At 72.7% G+C, this 19,877-nt stretch carries 11 protein-coding genes; 4 read left to right on the top strand and 7 right to left on the bottom strand.

The window, feature by feature from the left end:
• The first annotated feature begins 219 nt into the window (after positions 1–219).
• Positions 220–3,924: a hypothetical protein gene (locus tag ACBJ59_RS30760; RefSeq protein WP_375113698.1), complete on the top strand. Its 3,705-nt coding sequence runs from the start codon at positions 220–222 to the stop codon at positions 3,922–3,924.
• Positions 3,925–4,012: 88 nt separating this feature from the next.
• Here the strand turns inward: ACBJ59_RS30760 and ACBJ59_RS30755 are convergent, their stop codons facing one another.
• The 5 genes from ACBJ59_RS30755 to ACBJ59_RS30735 form a co-directional block, all read right to left on the bottom strand.
• Positions 4,013–7,348, bottom strand: coding sequence for a glycoside hydrolase N-terminal domain-containing protein (locus ACBJ59_RS30755; protein WP_375113697.1), 3,336 nt, complete (start codon positions 7,346–7,348; stop codon positions 4,013–4,015).
• A gap of 202 nt (positions 7,349–7,550) precedes the next feature.
• Positions 7,551–10,115: a family 78 glycoside hydrolase catalytic domain gene (locus ACBJ59_RS30750; protein ID WP_375113696.1), complete on the bottom strand. Its 2,565-nt coding sequence runs from the start codon at positions 10,113–10,115 to the stop codon at positions 7,551–7,553.
• Positions 10,116–10,123: 8 nt separating this feature from the next.
• Positions 10,124–10,951 carry a carbohydrate ABC transporter permease gene (locus tag ACBJ59_RS30745; RefSeq protein WP_375113695.1) on the bottom strand — a complete coding sequence of 276 codons (828 nt, stop codon included), beginning with the start codon at positions 10,949–10,951 and terminating at the stop codon, positions 10,124–10,126.
• On the bottom strand, positions 10,948–11,883 hold the full coding sequence (locus tag ACBJ59_RS30740; RefSeq protein WP_375113694.1) for a carbohydrate ABC transporter permease: 936 nt from the start codon (positions 11,881–11,883) through the stop codon (positions 10,948–10,950). The genes ACBJ59_RS30745 and ACBJ59_RS30740 overlap by 4 nt, the downstream gene beginning before the upstream one ends.
• A complete protein-coding gene (locus ACBJ59_RS30735; protein WP_375113693.1) occupies positions 11,880–13,193 on the bottom strand; it encodes an ABC transporter substrate-binding protein in 1,314 nt (437 codons plus the stop codon). Before ACBJ59_RS30735 ends, ACBJ59_RS30740 begins: the two co-directional genes overlap by 4 nt.
• Before the next feature lie 230 nt (positions 13,194–13,423).
• Here ACBJ59_RS30735 and ACBJ59_RS30730 point away from each other — a divergent pair, with 230 nt between their 5' ends.
• Positions 13,424–14,464, top strand: a complete 1,041-nt coding sequence (locus ACBJ59_RS30730; protein WP_364130771.1) for a LacI family DNA-binding transcriptional regulator — start codon at positions 13,424–13,426, stop codon at positions 14,462–14,464.
• A gap of 133 nt (positions 14,465–14,597) precedes the next feature.
• Positions 14,598–16,874, top strand: coding sequence for a beta-glucosidase (locus ACBJ59_RS30725; RefSeq protein WP_375113692.1), 2,277 nt, complete (start codon positions 14,598–14,600; stop codon positions 16,872–16,874).
• 62 nt (positions 16,875–16,936) lie between these two features.
• Here ACBJ59_RS30725 and ACBJ59_RS30720 read toward each other — a convergent pair whose 3' ends face one another.
• Both ACBJ59_RS30720 and ACBJ59_RS30715 read right to left on the bottom strand, forming a co-directional pair.
• Positions 16,937–17,866 carry a helix-turn-helix domain-containing protein gene (locus ACBJ59_RS30720; RefSeq protein WP_375113691.1) on the bottom strand — a complete coding sequence of 310 codons (930 nt, stop codon included), beginning with the start codon at positions 17,864–17,866 and terminating at the stop codon, positions 16,937–16,939.
• A 43-nt stretch (positions 17,867–17,909) separates the two neighbouring features.
• The gene (locus tag ACBJ59_RS30715; protein ID WP_375113690.1) at positions 17,910–18,587 is read right to left on the bottom strand and encodes a GntR family transcriptional regulator; all 678 of its coding nucleotides are present in this window, start codon (positions 18,585–18,587) and stop codon (positions 17,910–17,912) included.
• Between the two features lie 89 nt (positions 18,588–18,676).
• On the opposite strand from ACBJ59_RS30715, the gene ACBJ59_RS30710 reads away from it, so the two are divergent.
• Positions 18,677–19,828, top strand: coding sequence for an aminotransferase class V-fold PLP-dependent enzyme (locus ACBJ59_RS30710; protein WP_375113689.1), 1,152 nt, complete (start codon positions 18,677–18,679; stop codon positions 19,826–19,828).
• Positions 19,829–19,877 lie beyond the last annotated feature (49 nt).

The following is a 19,877-nucleotide window of genomic DNA, read 5'->3' as shown; positions in this document are numbered from 1 at the left end:
ATGGTGCCGGCCCGTTCGCCGCGAGCGATGAGCAGAGACATGCGACGTCATGATTTCTCCGGTGATCGAGTCGGAGGGGTCGTGTCACGCGAAAGGGCCCGGAGCTCGCCCCATCGGTTTTAGCACCGCACCCGGTTGTTCAGCGGCGCCGGATTTCCTGAACAAACAACTTCGCGGGCGCAGATCCCCGGGCCGTGACCCGGGGATAGGGTGTCCCGCATGGGGCGGCCTGAGCGCGACCTGAACCCGGAGAAGGACCCGCTGCACCGATTCGCCACAGAGCTCAGGAAGTTGCGGATCGAGGCGGGAAAACCCAGTTATCGCGAGCTCGCGAAGCGCGCGCATTTCTCTGTCACGGCCCTCGCCGAGGCGGCGGGCGGTGCCGTTCTGCCCAGCCTCGCGGTCACGCTGGCCTATGTGGAGGCCTGCGGAGGTGACCGCGCGGAATGGGAGGAGCGCTGGCGGGCGCTGGAGGAGCAGCTCAAGGAGCCGGTCGAGCAGGACGGGCCGGAGGGGGCGCCGTACCTGGGGCTGCGGACGTATGAGGCGGACGACGCGAAGCTGTTCGTCGGGCGCGAGAGCACGGTGCGGGAGCTGTGCGACACGTTGCGCCGCACGTCGTTCCTGGCGGTGTTCGGGCCTTCGGGCGTCGGGAAGTCGTCGTTGCTCCGCGCCGGCCTGCTGCCGGCGCTGCGGGCCGACCACGGGCCGGACGGCAGGGCCTGGCCGGTCGCGTTCCTGACACCGGGGGAGCTGCCGCTGCGGGAGCTGGCCGTTCACCTGGCCAACGCCGCGGACGTGGCCGCCACGTCCGTGTACGACGCGCTGCGCGCCGACCCGTCGTCCGTGCGCACCGCGATCGCCCAGGTGCTCGCCAGGGGTGGCGGGGGCGGTCGCATGCTGGTGGTCGTCGACCAGTTCGAGGAGGTCTTCACCCTGTGCGAGGACGAGGACGAGCGGGCCCCGTTCGTCGCCGCCCTCCTCGCCGCCGCCACCGAGCCCGCCGCCCGCGTCGTCATCGCCATGCGCGCCGACTTCTACGGCCACTGCGCCGCCTACGCCGATCTGGTGGCCGCGCTGCGGGACGCCCAGGTGCTCATCGGCCCGATGGACGAGGACGGGATGCGCCAGGTCGTCAGGGTCCCGGCCGAGCGCGCCGGGCTGAAGGTGGAACGCGAGCTGGTGGAGCTCGTCGTGGACGAGTCGCGGGGCCAGCCGGGGGCGCTGTCGCTGATCTCGCACGCGCTGCTGGAGACCTGGCGGCGGCGGCGCGGCGGCACGCTGACGGTCGCGGCGTACCGGGCGACCGGCGGGGTGCACGGCGCCGTGGCCCAGACCGCGGAGCGGGTGTACACCTCCCTCCCGCCGGGCGAGCGCGAGCTCGTACGGCACCTGCTGTCGCGCCTGATCGTGCCCGGCCAGGGGACCGAGGACACCCGCCGCCGCGCCGCGCGCACCGAGCTGGCGGAGGGCGAGAGCACGGCGCGCATCCTGGCCGAGCTGGTCGCGGCCCGCCTGGTCACGGTGGACGAGGACACCGTGACGATCGCCCACGAGGCGCTGATCCGTGGCTGGCCGCGGCTGCGCGGCTGGCTGGAGGAGGACCGCGGGCTGCTCCTGGCGCACCGTCGCCTGACCGAGGCCGCCGCCGAGTGGGACCAGCACGGCCGCGACGACGCGTTCCTCTACCGCGGGGCGCGCCTGAGCGCCTGGGACGGCCGCTCGGGCGATCGGTTCAACGCCCTCGAGCGTGCCTTCCTCGACGCCTCTCACCGCGGCGAATCGGCCGCCCGCGGGCGGCGCCGCAGGCGGGCGCGGCTGCTGACGAGCGGGTTGCTCGTCGTGGTGCTCGTGGTCAGCGCCCTGGCCGCCGTCGCCATGACGCAGGCCAGGCAGGCCGCCGACCATCGGGACGTCGCCGTGTCCCGCCAGCTCGCCGCCGAGGCCCAGGCCGAGCTGGCGCTCAACCCCGAGCGCGGGTTACGCCTGGCCAGGCAGGCCCACTCGGTGTGGCCCACGGTGGAGGCGGAGACGGCGCTGCGGCAGGCGCTGATCGACGACCGGCTGATCGTCACCCGGCCGGGCTTCGGGCGCACCCTCGGCGTGGCCTTCGCGCCCGGTGGCGACCGGCTCGCCGTCACGACCGCCGACGGCCTCGCCCGCGTGTGGGACTGGGGGCCTGGCGGCCTGTCCGAGCGGCCGCCGGCCGTGCTGCGCGGGCACGAGGGGGAGGCGTGGAGCCCGGTGTTCAGCCCCGACGGCCGCCGCCTGGCGACCACCGGCCTCGACGGCACCGTACGGGTGTGGGACCTGGCGGGCCGCGCGGCCCCGCTCGTGCTGCGCGGGCACAAGGGCCCCGTGTGGGGCGCCGCCTTCGGCCCCGACGGCCGGCGCCTGGCCTCCATCGGCGACGACGGCACCCTGCGGCTATGGGACCTGACCGGCCGCGCCGACCCCGTGGTCGTCAAGGCCCACCGGGGCGTGGCCGGCGGTGTGGCCTTCGACCCCGACGGGCGGCACGTGGCCACCGGCGGCGCGGACCAGCTGATCCGCGTCTGGGACCTGGAGGACCGCGCCCACCCGGTCGTGCTGAAGGGGCACGCGTCCATGATCAAACGCATGGCCTTCACCCCCGACGGGACCAGGCTGGCCAGCGCCGGCATCGACGGCACCGCCCGCATCTGGGCGATGGACGACCGCGACGCCGAGCCCGTCGTGCTCCGGGGCCACGAGGGCAGCGTCGAGGGAGTGGCGTTCAGCCGCGACGGGCACCGCCTGGCCGCCGCCGGTGACGACGGCTCGATCCGCGTCTTCGGCACGGCCGGCGGCGGCGACCCGCTGGTGCTGCGCGGCCACGACCGGGTCGTCTGGAACGCCGAGTTCAGCGCGGACGGGCGCCACCTGGTCAGCGTCGGCGACGACGGCACCGTCCGCGTCTGGGACGCCGCCGGCATGGGCGAGCCCGCCATCCTGCGCGGCCACCGCGGTGAGGTGTGGAACCTGGCCCTGTCGCCCGACGGGACGAAGCTGGCGAGCGGCGGCGCCGACCACGCCGTGCGTCTCTGGGACGTCTCGGGCAGGGTTCGCCCGACAGTGCTGCGCGGCCACACCGGCCAGGTGTACGGCCTGGCCTTCGGTCCGGGCGGGCGGCTGCTGGCCAGCGGGAGCGGCGACACCACCGTACGGATCTGGGACACCACCGGCGCGGCCCGGCCCCGCGTGCTGCGCGGGCACGACCAGCCGGTCGGCGCCGTGGCGTTCGCCCCCGACGGTCGGCACGTGGCCAGCATCAGCAACGACGGAACCCTGCGCATCTGGCCCGTCGACGGCACGGGCCCGCCGCGCGTGATCAAGGTCAGCTCCGAGATGCTGCGCTACGTCGCCTGGAGCCCCGACGGCCGGTACGTGGCCACCTCCGGCCTCGACGGCCTGGTCCGCCTGTACGCCACCGCCACCTACGGCGCCCCGGCGGAGCTGCGCGGGCACGAGGGCATGGTGTGGGCGGTGACCTTCAGCGCGGACAGCCGCCGCCTGGCCAGTGTGGGCAGCGACGCCACCGTCCGCGTCTGGGACGTCGCCGCCCGCGGCACCCCGCTCGAACTGCGCGGGCACCAGGGCGCGGTCTGGCAGGCGGCCTTCGCCCCGGACGGCCGCTGGGTGGCGACGAGCGGACACGACGACACCCTGCGCCTCTGGCACGACGGCCGCCCGGGCACGCCCCTGACCGTCACCGGGTTCGCCGCCACCGTCGAAGCCGTCGCCTTCCGCCCGCCCGCCGCGCACGGGGACGGCGCCGTACGGCTGGCCACCGCCCACGGGGACGGCACCGTACGGCTGTGGACCTGCGACGCCTGCGCCCCGATCGAACGCATCCTCACCGAGTCCGACACCCGCCTGGCCGCCCCGACCGCCCCCGCCGGCTGACCCTCCCGCCACCGTTGAGCGACCGCCTGCGGCGCACGCACAGCGCCTGACGGGCGGGACCGCGGGTCCCGCCCCTCCTCGGTCGTGATCAGAAGGACAGCTCGCGCCAGTTCTTCACCTCCTCGGCGGTGAGGGCGCGGGCGAGGATGGCGGCGCGGTCCACGGCGCCGGTCAGCCGCTGGCCGCCGCCCTGGTCGGCGCCGAAGCGCAGCGGGCGGGAGGTGCAGCCGGTGATGCCGTCGGAGGTGGCCTGGCCGGTCGCCTTGCGTTCGCCGTCCACGTAGACGGTGATGGCGCCGGTGCGGTCGAGGGTGACGACCAGGTCGATCCAGCGGCCGGTGGGCAGGGTGGTGTTGACGGTCACGTTCGTGCCGGCGCCGATGAGGCGCAGCGTGTTGCCGGGGGTGAGGTCGATGAGGACGCCGTCGGTGCCGGGGTCGCCGGACGGCTGGGAGTCGAACAGCCGGCGGTAGCCGCTACCGCCGATCTTGACCTCGGCGGCGAAGGTGGCCTCCTGGACGAACCCGAGCGTGGTGGGGGCGGTGTCGAGGTAGGTGTTGCCGTCCAGGACGAGGCCGCTGCCGGTCGGGGCGGTGGTGTCGTAGGCGGGGGCGCCGCCCGTGACGGTGGCGTCGCGGCCGTTGCCGGAGGCGTCGGTGACCGTGCCGCCCTCCTTCGGGTCCCAGGCGACCAGGACCGAGCCCGGGGCCGGCGGGGCGCACGGGTCCAGGGTGAGCACGGCGCCGGCCGCGCCCTTCCACGAGTCGCCGGTCACCGCGGCGGCGAGCGCGGCCCGGCGGGTGCCGTCGGACGGTCCCGGGGTGACGGTGAAGGAGGCGGTGCGGGTCAGGCCGGGCGCGACGGCCGCGAGGTGGCGGGTGGCCGGCTCGACGGTCCAGCCCCGGGGCACGGTGAGCGTCACGTCGGAGGCGGGCACCGAGCGGCGCCGGGTGGCGGTGACCGCGACCTCCGCCTGGAACGGCGTCCCCGGCACGGCCCCGGCGGGCACGTTCAGGGCGACGGCGGCCTCGTTCTGGATGGTGTACGTCTTGCCGGCCCGGGCGTTCCAGCTCAGCGTGTCGCCGTCGCGATGCGGCCCGACCTCGTGCCCCTGCTCGTCGTGGACCCGGTAGCGGCCGGCGAGGAACGTCGACCTGACCTTGATCGGGCCGGTCCTGCCGGGGCGCACGGTGACGGTGTCGGGGGCGCCGTTCTTCCAGGTGGCGTCCACGGTGACGTCGCCTCGGGCGCGCAGCCCGGTCACCGATCCGTCGCGCCACGCGGACGGCAGGGCGGGCAGCACGTGCACCACGTCGTGCTGGCTCTGCACGAGCATCTCGGCGATGCCGGAGGTGGCGCCGAAGTTGCCGTCGATCTGGAACGGCGGGTGGGTGTCCCACAGGTTGTCCAGGGTGGAGGACTTGAGCTGTTCGGCGAGCATCTTGTGGGCGTGGTCGCCGTCCAGCAGCCGCGCCCAGAAGTTGATCTTCCAGGCCTTGGACCAGCCGGTGCCGCCGTCGCCGCGCGCGGTGAGCGAGATCTTCGCCGCCTCCGCCTCCGGGCTGCCCGGGGCGATCTGGTTGCCGGGGTGCAGGGCGTACAGGTGGGAGACGTGCCGGTGGGTGTCGGTCGGGGAGTCCCAGTCGCCCTTCCACTCCTGGAGCTGGCCCCAGGAGCCGATCCGCAGGCCGGGGTCGAGCCTGGCCAGGGCCGCGCGCACCTCGGCCTGGAAACCGGCGTCCACGTTCAGCTTCCCGGCCGCGGCCAGGGCGTTGCCGAGCACCTCGCGGACGATCTGCTGGGACATCGACGCGCCGGCGGAGAAGTCGCCGTGCTCGGGGGAGTAGCTGGGGGAGACGACGAGCCGGCCGTCGCGGGGATCGGTGTGCAGGAAGTCCAGCCAGAACTCGGCCGCGCCCTTGATCACCGGGTACGCGGTGTCGCGCAGGTAGGCGGTGTCGCCGGTGAAGCGGTAGGTGTCGTACAGGTGCTGGGTGGTCCAGGCGGCGGCCTCGGGGAACCAGAAGGAGCTGGCCCAGTCGTGCACGCCGGTGAAGCCGAACGGGTTGGTCTCGTTGTTGACCACCCAGCCGCGGGCGCCGTACATGTCCTGGGCGGTCTTGCGGCCGGGCGCCACCAGCGCGGAGATGTAGCGGTCGTACGGGGTGGTCGTCTCGTGCAGGTTGGTCTGCTCGGCGAGCCAGTAGTTCATCTGCAGGTTGATGTTGACGTGGTAGTCGGCCGACCAGGGCGGGCTGGTGGAGTGGTTCCACACGCCCTGCAGGTTGGCCGGGAGCACGTCGTTCTCGCGGGAGGAGGAGATGAGCAGGTAGCGGCCGTAGGCGAAGAACAGGGCCTCGAGCGCCCGGTCGTCGGCCGCGGCGCCGCCGGCGTAGTTCCTGCGCAGCTGGTCGGTGGGGACCTGCGGCGCCCGCTGGCCGAGGTCCAGCTCGACCCGGTCGAACAGCTCGCGGTAGTCGGCGACGTGCGCCCGCCGCAGCTCGTCGTAGCCCTTCGCGGCGGCCGTGTCGACGGCGGCGGTGACCTTGGCGTGCGGGTCCTCGCCCCGGTAGGCGGGGTAGGTGCCGGCGTAGTCGGTGCCGGCCGACAGCACGAGCACGGCGCTGTCGGCGCCGGTGACGGTGATCCTGTCTCCGTCGTCGGTCCTGGTGCCGCCCTGGGCGACCACCTGCACCTGCGCCTCGAAGCGCATCCTGTTGTCGCCGAGCTGCCCGCGGATGGTGAGCCGCCCGCCGGAGGCGGTGACCGTCTTGTCGTCGCGCGGCGAGGTGTGCCGCAGCGTGAACGACACCTTCCCGCCCTGGTCGGCGGAGAGCCGGCCGACGATCACGTTGCCGGGGTTGCTCGCGAAGAACTCGCGCGTGTGGCGGACGTCGCCGGCGGTGTAGCCGACCCGGGCGACGGCCTCGCGCAGGCTCAGCTCGCGCCGGTAGCCGGTGGGGCTCTGGGGCGCGTCCGGGAAGTCCAGGAACAGGTCGCCGAACGTCTGGTACGCGCCGAAACCGGTCTTGGGCTGCCCCAGCTTGGCCGCCACCGCCTCCGGCGTCATCCTGCCGTCGCGGTCGATCCGCTGCCGCACCTCCTCGATGGCCCCCGGGCGCGGCGTCCTCCAGTTGCCGAAGTCGTAGCCCGGCGACCCCGGGCCACCGGTCCACAAGGTCTTCTCGTTGAACTGGAGCCGCTCCGACGCCACGCCACCGAACACCATCGCGCCCAGGGGGCCGTTGCCGATGGGCAGCGCCTGGGTCTCCCAGTCGGTGGCGGGCTTGTCGTACCAGAGCGTCAAGTCATCGGGTGTCTCGGCGGCGGCGGGAGCCGCGGACGCGGGGGCGGACAGCCCGGTGGCGAGCATGAGCGCGGCGATCAGGCCGGGGCCGAAGCGCCGCCGTGGGGGGTGAGGCACGATTCCTCCGATCACAGGAGTGTTGATCCAAGGAGATAGCACCGAAACCCGGACGTAACAAGAGGGGGCATCCGATGTCTTCGGAGACCTGGGTGCCCGTCATGATCCCCTTCGCGAGGGCGTCAGAAGGGGAATTGATCGGATGTCCTTGTCCATGAGATCCCCGTCCGGCCCGGGGGCGGCCGGACGGGATCGCTTCTTCTTACAGGCGGGTGGTGAACTCGTGGGTTCCCGCGCCCACCTCCCGCGGCTCGGCCTGCGGCAGGTCCACCAGCGCCGAGGTGCCCGGCGGCACGGTGGCGGTGACGGTGAGTGTCGTGCCGTCCGTGTTCCAGGAGACCGCCGCCGGCCCGTAGGGGGTGTCGAGGCGGGCCGAGGCGTGGGTGAGGCCGCCGCCGGGGCGGGGGGCGATGCGCAGCCGGCGGTAGCCGGGCTCGTCCGGGGCGAGGCCGGCGACGGTGCGGTGCAGGAAGTCGGCTACGGCGCCGAGGGCGTAGTGGTTGAAGGAGGTCATCTCGCCGGGGTTGACCGTGCCGTCGGGGAGCATGCTGTCCCAGCGTTCCCAGATGGTGGTGGCGCCCATGGTCACCGGGTACAGCCAGGACGGGCAGTTGCGCTGGGTCAGGAGCTGGTAGGCGGTGTCGTAGGCGCCGACGGAGCAGAGGGCGTCGCAGATGAGCGGGGTGCCGACGAAGCCGGTGCCGATGCGGTGGTCGTCGGCGGCGACCAGCTCGACCAGGCGGCGGCCGGCTCGCTCGCGCTGGCCGGGGCCGTCGAGCAGGTCCAGGCAGAGGGCGAGGGCGTAGGCGGTCTGGGTGTCGCAGGCCAGCCGTCCGGACGGGGTGACGAACTCGCGGCGGAAGGCCGCCCGCACCTCGGAGGCCAGTTCGGCGTAGCGGGTGGCGTCGCCGGAGTGGCCGAGCAGCGCCGCCGTGTCGGCCACGACGCGGGCGGTCCAGGCGTGGTAGGCGGTGGCGACGAGGGCGTGGTCGGTACGCGCCTTGCCGGGGTTGTCCGGGGGCGCGGCGGGGTCCAGCCAGTCGCCGAACTGGAAGCCCTCGTCCCACAGGTGGTCGGCGCCGGTGAGGGAGGTGACCTGGTCCACCCAGGCGGTCATGCTGGCGTACTGGGTGCGGAGCAGGCCGAGGTCGCCGGTGCGCTGGTAGAGCACCCAGGGGACGAGTACGGCGGCGTCGCCCCAGGCGGCGGTGGGCGAGACGTCGAAGGCCAGCGGCACCCACGGTACGTAGTGCGGCACGGTGCCCACCTCGGCCTGTTCGGCGGCCAGGTCGGCGAGCCAGGACGTCAGCGGTCCCGCGCAGTCGTAGAGGAAGGCGGCGGCCGGGGCGAAGACCTGGATGTCGCCGGTCCAGCCGAGGCGTTCGTCGCGCTGGGGGCAGTCGGTGGGCAGGTCGACGTAGTTGCCGCGCATGCTCCAGCGGACGTTGTCGTGCAGCCGGTTGAGCAGCGGGTCGGAGCACTCGAAGTCGCCGATGGGCCGCATGTCGGTGTGGCAGACCACGGCCACGACGTCGGAGGCCGGGTCCAGCTCGCCGGGCCAGCCGTCGATCTGGGCGTAGCGGAAGCCGTGGGTGGTGAAGCGCGGCTCCCACTCCTCGGGCTCGGCGTCGCCGCGCAGCGTGTAGGTGTCGAGCGCGGCCGCCTGACGCAGGGGCCGGATGGCGAGCGCGCCGTTCTCCAGGACCTCGGCGTGCCGCAGCGTGATGGTGTGCCCGGCGGGGCCCTGCACGCGGATGCGCAGGCGGCCGGCGATGTTCTGGCCGAAGTCGAGGATCGTCTCCCCGTCCGGGCCGGTCAGGACCTCGACCGGGCTCAGCGTCCTGGTGCGGCGCACCGGCGGGCCGGTGGGCGCGACGAGCCGGGCGGCGTCGTGGGGGAGCGCGTCGGCGGGCAGCCAGGAGGAGTCGTCGAAGCCGGGCTCGGACCAGCCGGACGGGAGCAGCCGGGCGTCGTGCCTCTCGCCGTCGTACAGGCTGGTGGCGGTGACCGGGCCGGGCGCGCAGCGCCACCCGTCGCCGTCGGTGGTCACGACGTCGGTGCTGCCGTCGGCGTAGGTGATCTCCAGCTGGGCGATGAGCGCGGTGCGGTCGCCGTAGAGGTCGGTCTTGCCGCCGAGGAAGCCGATGCGGCCGCGGTACCAGCCGTCGGCCAGGGTGGCGCCGAGGGTGTTGCCGCCCTCGCGCAGCAGCTCGGTGACGTCGTGGGTGCGGTAGCGCAGTCGGTGGGCGTAGCTGCTCCAGCCGGGGGCGAGCACGTCGTCGCCGACCACCCGGCCGTTGAGCTCGATCTCGTACAGGCCGTGCGCGGTGACGTACAGGCGGGCCCGCTCGACGGCGGCGCGGGCGCTGAAGTCGCGGCGCAGCAGCAGCGCCGGGCCGTCGGGCACGCCGAGCAGCTCCAGCGGCGGCGCGGCGGCGGCCGCCTGCCAGTCGGCCGGGTCCAGCAGGCCGGCCTCCACGTAGGACCAGGGGCTCCAGTCGCTGACCGAGCCGTCGGCGCCGTGCACGCGCACCCGCGCGCCGCGCCGCTCGCGCGACCCGAGCGGCGCGCCCGGCCAGGGCACGAGCACCGACTCCGCCGAGTCGACGCGGCCGGTCGTGGTGCCGTCGCCGAGCTCGATCTCGTACGCCTGCTGCCGCCAGCCGGGGGTGTCGGCGGTGACGGTCCAGGACAGGCGGGGTGCGGGTTCGCCGATGCCGAGGGGCTCGCGATGGTGTTCGAAGGTGGGCGTGCTGACGTTAAGCAAGGCGCTCCTTAGCCCTTGATGGCGCCGGCGGTCATCCCGGCGACGATCTTGCGGTTGAAGAAGATGAACAGCACCAGGGGCGGGATCGTGATCAGGACGATGTCCATGAACAGCAGGTTCCACTGGGTGTTGTACTGGCTCTGGAAGTTGTAGAGGGTGACCTGCACGGTGGCGTTCTCGTCACCGGGCAGCAGGTAGAGCGGGTTGACGAAGTCGTTGAAGATCTGCACCGAGCTGGTGAGGATGACCGTGATGGTCACCGGCCGCAGCAGCGGGAAGATCACCCGGAAGAACAGCCGCAGCCCGCCACAGCCGTCGATCTGGGCGGCCTCGTCCAATTCGCGGGGGATGGCGGCGATGAACGCCCGGAACAGCAGCATCGCGAACGACAGGTTGAAGGCCACCTCGGCCAGGATCAGCCCCGGCAGCGTCTTGAACAGCCCGAGCGCCTGCAGCAGCCAGATGGTCGGCACCACCGCGGGCGGGATGATCAGCCCGGACAGCACGAGGAAGTCGGCCAGCTTGGCGACCTTGCCGGGACGGCGCTGCAGCACGAACGCGGCCATCGCGGCGAAGACGACGATCAGCGCCACGGAGGCGACGGTGATGATGGTGCTGTTGACATAGGCGCGCAGCAGCACGTAGTCGCGGGCCTCGATCACGGCCATGAAGTTCTCGACGATCGGCCAGTTCGTGGGCCAGGCGAAGTCGAGGTCGGTGGCCTGGGTCTGGTCCTTGACGGCGGTCAGCAGCATGAGCGCGAACGGGACCAGGAAGATCACGGTGGCCAGGACCAGGGCGACCGCTTCCGCGCTGAGCCTGCGGAGTGCTCTCATGCGGTGACCTGCCTCCTGCCGAGGAAGTAGTTGAGCGGCACGGCGATGGCCGTGACGATGAGGAACAGCAGCACGTTCCCGGCGGTGGACAGGCCGAAGAAGCCCGCCTGGTACTGCTTGTAGATGATCGAGGCGATGGTGTCGCTGGTGAAGCCGGGCCCGCCGCGGGTCATCGTCCAGATCAGGTCGAACGAGCGCAGCCCGCCGATGAACGACAGGATGATCACCGAGTACGTGGCCGGCCACGACAGCGGCAGCGTCACGTGCCGGAACCGGTGCCAGGCGCTGCCCCCGTCCACGGCGACGGCCTGGTAATACTCCGACGGGATCGACATGATGCCGGCGATGTAGATGACGGTGGCCAGGCCCACGCCCTTCCACACGTCCACCAGCGCCACCGACAGCAGCGCGGTCGAAGCGTCGCCCAGCCAGTCGCGCCCGTCGATGCCGACCAGCCCGAGGGCCTGGTTGACCAGGCCGGTGTCCGGCTTGAGCAGCATGCTGAAGGTGATGCCGACCGCCACCGTCGAGACCAGCACGGGGAAGAACACCACCGAGCGCAGGAAGCCGCGCAGCCGCAGCCGGGAGGTGAGCAGCACGCCGAGCAGCAGGCCGAGCACGACCTTCAGGCCGCTGGTGACGACCGCGTAGACGAGCGTGTTGACGAAGCCGATGCGCAGGTTCTGCTCGGCCAGGAAGTCGCGGAAGTTCTCCAGACCGACGAAGGTGCTGTCGAACAACGTCCAGCGGGTGAGCGCGAAGTAGAAGGCCATGGCCGTCGGCACCAGGAAGATGACCAGGTAGACGACGGCGGCCGGCAGGTACAGCCAGTAGGGGTAGGCCGCGTTGCGCCGGCGGCGGGAGGCGCGGGCGTGACCCGGCGCGGCAGCCGGGCCGGGCCCCGTGCGGGGCCCGGTGTCCTGCTTCGTCACCACCCTGCGAGCCCCAGCTGCTTGGCCTGCTTCTCCACGTCCTTGTCGTACTGGGCGGCCCCCTCTGCGGGCGGCGTCAGTCCCGAGCCGACGGCGACGGTGATCTGCTCAAGGGACGGGCCCTTGACCGGGGAGACGAACTCCAGCGCGGGGGCGGTGGTGCCGCTGTCCACGTAGGCCTGCAGGTCCTTGGCGGCCTGGATGGCGTCCTCGGGCAGCTTGGCCCCCTGGATCCGGTACGGCCCCGTCGGCGGCACGACCTTGTTGACCGCCTCGGCCGAGGCCGGCGAGGCGATGAAGGCGAGGAACTTCTTGGCCGCCTCCAGGTTCTGGGTGGTCTTGGCGATGTAGATGCCCGGGGGCTCCCAGACCGTGGCGCCGTTCTTGGCCGCGTCGGTGCCCGGGATGCCGAAGAAGCCCACGTCGGTGGCCGCCTGCGGCAGCGTGGCGATCACCGGCGGCAGGGCGGAGCTGAGCATCGCGTAGTGCGCGCCCTTGCCCTCGGCCAGCATCTTGACGCCCTGGTCGTTGGTGGCCGAGCCGAAGCCCTCGTTGAGGTAGCCCTTGGCGTGCACCTCGGCCAGGTGGTCGAACCCGGCCTTCGCCGCGGGCGTGGACGCGAACTTGACCTTGTTGGCCGTGTAGTCCTGCGCGAAGGTCGGCACCGCCGCCTGGACGTTGTAGTAGTCGCCCAGCACGAACAGCTGCGAGGTCCAGGTGTCCTTGAACGTCGTGATCACGGGGGTGATCCCGGCCGCCTTGATCTTGTCGTTGTTGGCCATGAACTCGGCCCAGGTCTTCGGCACCTCCAGCTTGAGCTGCTCGTAGATCTTGCGGTTGTAGAGGATGCCGCCGCCGGTCAGGGTGCCCGCCGGGACGCCGTACACCTTGCCGTCCTGGCTCACCACCGGCAGGAAGTCCTTCTGCACGTTGGCCAGCACCGGGTCGCCGGTCAGGTCGACCATGGTCTGCGCCGGGTTGAGCGCCTGGAGCAGCGAGCCGGAGTTGTACCAGAACACATCCGACATGTCGCCCGTCGAGAGCCGGGTCTTGACGATGTTGTCGCCCTCGCTGCCTCCCGGGCGGGTCTCGGTCTCGATCTTGATCTTGGGATTGGCCTGCATGAAGGCGTCCGCGAGCGCTTTGGCCGTGCCGGTCGTCCCGGGGCTGTTGTCGACGAGGAACTTCAGGGTGGCCGAGCCGTCGGCGGCGGGCTCCGAGCCGGCGCCAGAGCCCGAGCCGCACGAGGTCAGGGCCGCCATCGCGAGAACGGCCAGGGCCGCTCCAGTCATGCGGTGCGAGGTCTTCACAACGCCCCTCCGGGTTCGTTGAAACGTTTTAAGCGTCCCCCGATGCGAGTTAACGTAGGCGTTACACGGCAGAGCGTCAAGAGGACGATTGGGGAACGGTCCCCAATCGTGATTCTCGTCAGGAGGGGCATCCGGGCAAGGATGCGGGATCTGCTGGGTAACGTTACCCATCGCGTACGATGCGGCGGGGCTCGTACAATCGGGCGGCGTCGCGTTCAGGAAGGCGGCACATGGTCACACGAGACCGGCAGCGCAGAGTGACGATCACCGATGTGGCCCAGCACGCCCAGGTCTCCACCACCGCGGTGTCGAAGGTGCTGCGCAACGCCTACGGCGTCAGCGAGGCGATGCGGGCCAAGGTGCAGGCCGCCATCGACGAGCTCGGCTACCGCCCGCACAACGCGGCCCGGGCCATGCGCGGGCGCACCTTCACCATCGGCGTGCTGCTGCCGCACATCCGCAACCCGTTCTTCGCCGACATCCTCGACGGCCTGACCGAGGAGATCTCCGCCAGCGGCTACCAGGCGATCATGGTCCAGAGCGGCGGCCGCGACCCCGCTGCGGAGCGCCGCGCGAGCGACGCGCTGGTGGACCGGCAGGTGGACGGCGTCCTCTGGGTCGCCCCCGCCTGTCCCAAGGCGCAGCTGGAGAAGATGGCCACCGACACCCCCACCGTGGTGCTCGGCCGCCACGACCGCTCGGCGCTGTACGACTGCGTGCTCGACGACGACGAGGTCGGAGCCGAGCTGGTCGTCGAGCACCTCATCGCGCTCGGGCACCGCCGCATCGCGCACATCACGCAGAAGGACACCATCGGCGGCCGCTCCGCCGCCCTGCTGCAGACCATCCGGGCCGCGACCTACGAACGGGTGATGACCGAGCACGGCCTGGCCGGTCACATCGCCGTCGCCGCCACCTCCTACACCGAGGAGGGCGGCTACGAGGGGGCGCGCGAGCTGCTGGCGCGTGACCCGCGCCCCACCGCCATCTTCGCCGGCGCCGACCAGGCCGCGTTCGGCGCCCTGGCGGCCGTGCACGAGGCCGGCCTGGCCGTGCCCGGGGACATCTCCGTGGCCGGCTACGACAACGCCCGGATGACCGGCCTCGCGCACGTCGCGCTGACCAGCGTCGACCAGGACGGCGCCATCATGGGCAAGACCGCCGGCCGGCTGCTGCTCGAACGCATCGGCGGGCGCACCTCCGCGGTGCGCTTCTCCGTCACCCCGACCCTCGTGCCCCGCCGCTCCACGGCGCCGCCCGCGACCCGGTAGCCACCCGCCTGTGGCGGCGGGCGGCGAGAGGTGCATTTCGTGCTAGCTCTGGCGCACTCCGGCCTAGCTGCGTGCCCGGCCGGGACGCAGGATTTGGCTTGGCGGAAACCCCTCACAGCCGGAAGGCACCACCGTGAAATTACCGCGCTCAGCCCCTGGCCGCCGTGTCGCCCTGGTCGTCGCCGCCCTGACAGTCCTGGCCCCGGGAGTGCAGCTGATCGCCACGGGCACCGGAGCGGCGGGCGTCCGCGACGACTGCGCCGGCGTGCCGTGGATGGACAGGTCCAAGTCCCCGGAGCGGCGGGCCCGCGCGCTGCTCGCCGCCTCCACCCTCGACCAGAAGCTGCGCTGGCTCGACGAGCACTCGGCCAACGACCCGGCGCGCACCACGTTCACCACCGCCGCGCCGCGCGAGCTGCCGCCCGGCGAGTTCGTGCCCGTCACCTTCACCATGCCGCCGCAGGTGCCCTGCACCCCGGCGATCCAGTACACCGACGCGCCCTCCGCGATCGCCGGCGCGGGCGCCGGGGTGACCGTCTTCCCGGCCAACGTGTCGCTCTCCTCCTCGTGGGACCGGGCGCTGGCGTACGAGAAGGGCGTCGCGATGGGGCACGAGGCCTGGCGCAAGCAGCGCAACGTGCTGCTCGGCCCCGGCATCGCCGGCGGACGCGACCCGCGCAGCGGGCGCACGTCGGAGTACCTCGGCGAGGACCCGGTCCTGTCCGGCCTCATGGCCGGCGCGTACAGCAGGGGCGTCGGCGCGAACGACGCCGAGCCAGTGCAGGCGCAGCTCAAGCACTTCGTGGCCAACGAGCAGGAGACCGACCGCAACAACAGCTCCTCCAACGTGGACGGGCGCACGCTGCGGGAGATCTACACCCTCCCGTACGAGATCGCGATAGACCGCGGCGACGTCGGCTCCGTCATGTGCTCCTACAACCAGGTCAACCACGACTGGGCGTGCGGCTCCCAGCAGTTGCTCGGGCAGATCCTCAAGCGGGAGATCGGGTTCGACGGCTGGGTGGTGTCCGACTTCGGGGCCCGGCACTACCTGACCGACGACCCGCCGTCGCTGAAGGCGGGCCTGGACCAGGAGCTGAACGCCTGGCGCTACTGGACGCCGATGGCGATCAAGGAGCAGATCGCCCAGGGCCGGCTCAGCGAGGCCGACGTGGACGCGGCGGCGTACCGGATCGTGCGCGCGCACATCGCCTCCGGCCTGTTCGACGTGCCCCGGCTGAGCGCCCCCGACGCCGACGTCTCCACCCCGCAGAGCCAGGCGCTGGCCCGCAGGCTGGCCGAGCAGGGCTCGGTCCTGCTCAAGAACGACGGCGCCCTGCCGCTGTCGCGGTCGGTCAGGAAGATCGCCGTCATCGGCCCGACCGCCGCCAACACCCCGGCCACCGGCGACATCGACGCCTCCAGCGTGTGCCTGCACACCGCGCCGAACATCCCCTGCACGGCCAAGGCCCCGCTCGACGCCATCACCGCGCGTGCCCAGGCCGGCGGCGCCACGGTCAGCTACGCCGACGGCACCGACCTGGCCGCCGCCGCGGCCACGGCGGCCGCCGCCGACGTGGCCGTCGTGTTCGGCCACTACCGGGAGGGCGAGTTCGCCGACCGCCCGAACATCTCCCTGGACGCCGGCGGCGACGCCCTGATCGCCGCCGTGACCGCCGCCAACCCCCGCACCGTGGTGGTGCTCCAGACTGGCGGGCCCGTGCTCATGCCGTGGATCGGCTCAGTGAGGAGCGTGCTCGAGGTCTGGTACGCGGGTGAGGAGATGGGCCCGGCGATCGCGTCGCTGCTGTGGGGCGACACGGCGCCCAGCGGAAAGCTCACGCACTCCTTCCCGAGGTCCGAGGCCGACCTGCCGACGGCGGGCGACCCGCGCCGCTACCCCGGCACGTTCTCCGACGGCTCGGTCGTCCGCCCGCCCGGCAACACCGAGCCGCGGCAGGTCGAGTACGGGGAGGGCCTGCGGGTCGGCTACCGCTGGTACGCGGCCCAGGACATCGAGCCTCTGTTCCCGTTCGGCCACGGGCTCACCTACACCACCTTCGCCTACGACCGGCTCCGCGTCACCGCGCACCGGGACCTGCGGGTGAGCTTCCGCCTCACCAACACCGGCAGGCGGGCGGGCACCGAGACGGCACAGGTCTACGTCGAGCTGCCGCCCAGCGCGAACGAGCCGTCCAAGCGCCTGCTCGGCTGGGAGAAGGTCACCCTGCGGCCGGGCGAGTCCCGTACCGTCCGGCTGACCCTCAGCGCGGCCGACCTCGAGGACCTGCATCTGCTGCAGTACTGGAACACCGGCACCGGCAGATGGACCACCGCCAGGGGCGTCCACCAGGTCAGCGTCGGCACCTCCTTCGACACCTCCCTGCGCGGGCGCTTCGTCATGCGCTGAGCGCACGCTCCCCGCCACGAGCGGCGTCGCGCCGCTCGTCGCGCGGGGGCGGGGAGCACGCGTCAGCCGACCTGCCGCTGCTCGGTCCACGAGCGCAGGCGTACGGTGTTGTCCCTGAACTGCGTCCGGTACGCCGACGCGCTCATCCCGTAGTGCGCCCGGAAGCGGCGCGCGAAGTTGTTGGCGTCCGGCCAGCCGACGGCCTCGCCGATCTGGGTGATGGAGTGGTCGCCGTGCAGCAGCATGGCCGCCGCCAGCTCGACCCGGAACCGCGACAGGTAGGCCATCGGCGGCAGCCCGGTCTCCGCCTTGAACCGCCGAACCAGGTAGCCGCGGCTCAGGTGCAGCTCCGCGGCCAGGTCGGTGAGCGTCCACGGACGCGTCGGATCGGCCTCCATCAGCCGCATGGCACGGACGACCATGGGATGGCCGGGCCCGGTGGCCGCCTCGGAGCCGCCGGCGGTGCTCGCCACGAACCGGGCCACGCCGCCGAGGAACTGGATGAGCCGGGCGATGACCTCGCTCCGGTAGAGGCTCAGGGGCCGGAACCGCAGCCGGTCGAGCGCGTCGAGCGGCTCGACGCACTCGGTGAGGGCGGTCGAGTCGAGCCGGGTGGTCAGCATGCCGCGACGCTGCCCCGAATAGAGGCCGGTCCACAGCAGATGGTTAAGCAGCGGGTCCTCACGGGCCCACGCCAGCTCGCGCTGCAGCAGATCGCTGGAGAAGCAGCAGTTGAACACGTCGAGCCGCCGGCAGCCCTCGTAACCGTGCCAGACGCCGGGCCGCAGCAGGACGACATCGCCGACGGCCAGCGGCTGACGCCCGGCCAGCGAGACGTGCACCCCTTCCCCGCCGGTCACCACGGCCACCTCGACGAAGCTGTGCGCGTGCACCGGATGGCTCTGCTCGTGCAGGTAGTGACCGGCGTAGGCCAGCGTGCCCTCGGTGAAGTGCAGCAGCCCGCCCGCGCGGTCGATGGGTGGCTCGTCCATGCCCGGACTGTATCCACCGCGGGCCGGCCGCCGCCGACCGCCGTCAGGGGGCCGGCGGCACCCGCTGGGGCCGGGCGTCCCGGGCTCCCGGGGCGTGGCCGAGGTAGGCCGCGCCGTTGACCCAGTTCTGCGTGAGCCACCGCGCCGCCTCGTTGAGATCGCCGTCGCGGATCGCGGCGATGATGCGCCGATGCTCGTCGACGCTGAGCCGGGCCCGTTCGGCGCCGCCGAAATACATCGCGTCGTAGCGCTTCAGCAGGGGCTTGGTCTGGCCGATGAGCCGCATCAGGTGCGGGTTCGCGCAGGCCGACAGCAGCAGGCCGTGCCACTGGTCGTCGAGCGCGGCCAGGTCGCCCCCGCTCTCCACGGCGGCGCGCATGTCGTCGTTGAGCCGTTCGAGCCGGTCGAGCAGCCCGAGGAGATCCTGCGGGGTGCTCCAGCGGAGCGCGAGCGCTTCGAGCTCGCCCACCAGCGGGTAGAGCTTGCGCGCCTCGTCAAGGTCGAGCGGCGGTACGTGAAAACCGCGCCGTGGCTCGGCGACCAGCAGGCCACGGTCGGTCAGCTCGACCAGCGCCTCCCGCAGCGGGGTCCGGCTCACCCCCAGCTCGGTGGCGAGGCGGACCTCGTTCACCCGGGCCGCGGCCGCCAGCCTGCCGTCCAGGATGCGGGCGGTGACCTGGTCGGCGATCTCCCGCCGGAGCGGGGCGGAGTTGCTGTCCACCCCGGCATCATATTGCGTTCAAGCCGCAGATTCTGTATTCAGTTTCTATGAATTGTATACAGCAGCGGTTCGATGTCGCTCGCGCCCGGATGGAGACACCCGGGTGCACGCAGGTCACCCACCTGGACAACGCGGGGACCGCCCTGCCTCCAGAGACCGTGACGGACACGATGGTCGCCCACCTGCGCGCGGAGGCGCTTCGCGGTGGCTACCGGGCGGCGGCCGACGCCGCGCCGCGACTGTCCGCGGTCCGCGAGTCCATCGCCACCCTGCTGAACGCCGGGAGCGCGGACATCGCCCTGGCCGACAGCGCCACCAGGGCGTGGCAGGCGGTGTTCTACGCCCTGCCGTTCCGCCCCGGCGACCGCATCCTGACCTGCCGGGCCGAGTACGCGAGCAACGTCATCGCCTTCCTGCAGACCGCCGAGCGCACCGGGGTGCGGATCGACGTGGTCGACGACGACGCCGACGGACAGCTGGACGTGGCGGACCTGCGGCGGCGCCTGGACGAGCGGGTCCGCCTGATCGCCATCACCCACGTCCCGACCCAGGGCGGCCTGGTCAACCCCGCCGAGGAGGTGGGCGAGATCGCCCGGGAGGCGGGCGTCCCGTTCCTCCTGGACGCCTGCCAGTCGGCCGGCCAGCTCGACCTCGACGTCGAACGGCTGCGCTGCGACGCCCTCAGCGCGCCCGGCCGTAAATACCTGCGCGGCCCGCGTGGCACCGGCTTCCTCTACGTCCGGCCCGAGCTCCGCGAGCGGCTCCAGCCCGTGGTCCTCGACCTGCACTCGGCCACCTGGACCCATCCCGACCGCTACCGGGTGCGGGAGTCCGCGCGGAAGTTCGAGACCTGGGAGCACAACGTGGCCGCGGCGCTCGGCCTGGGCGCCGCCGTGGACCACGCGCTGTCCTGGGGGACCGCCGCCATCGAAGAGCGCGTCGGCCTGCTCGGGCGGCGGCTCAGGGAGCTGCTGTCACAGGTGCCCGGCGTACGGGTGCACGACCAGGGCACCCGGCGGTGTGGCATCGTCACCTTCACCGTGGACGGCGTGCCCGCGGCCGAGGTGCACGACCGGCTGGCGAAGGCGGACATCAACACCTCGGTCTCGTTGCCGGAATACGCCCGGTACGATCTCGCCGCCCGCGGCCTGCCCGCCCTCGTCCGCGCCTCGGTGCACTACTACAACACCGACGCGGAGCTGGAACGGCTCGCCGAGGCGGTCGATCGGCTGCGCGGCTGAGGAGGGGCGGGCCGGCCCGCCTCGGTACGCTGCAAGGACACCCGATCAT

Origin of the sequence: Nonomuraea sp. MTCD27, assembly GCF_041950495.1 — a bacterium.
Taxonomy (GTDB): domain Bacteria; phylum Actinomycetota; class Actinomycetes; order Streptosporangiales; family Streptosporangiaceae; genus Nonomuraea.
This window is presented reverse-complemented; position numbering and strand designations above follow the sequence as displayed.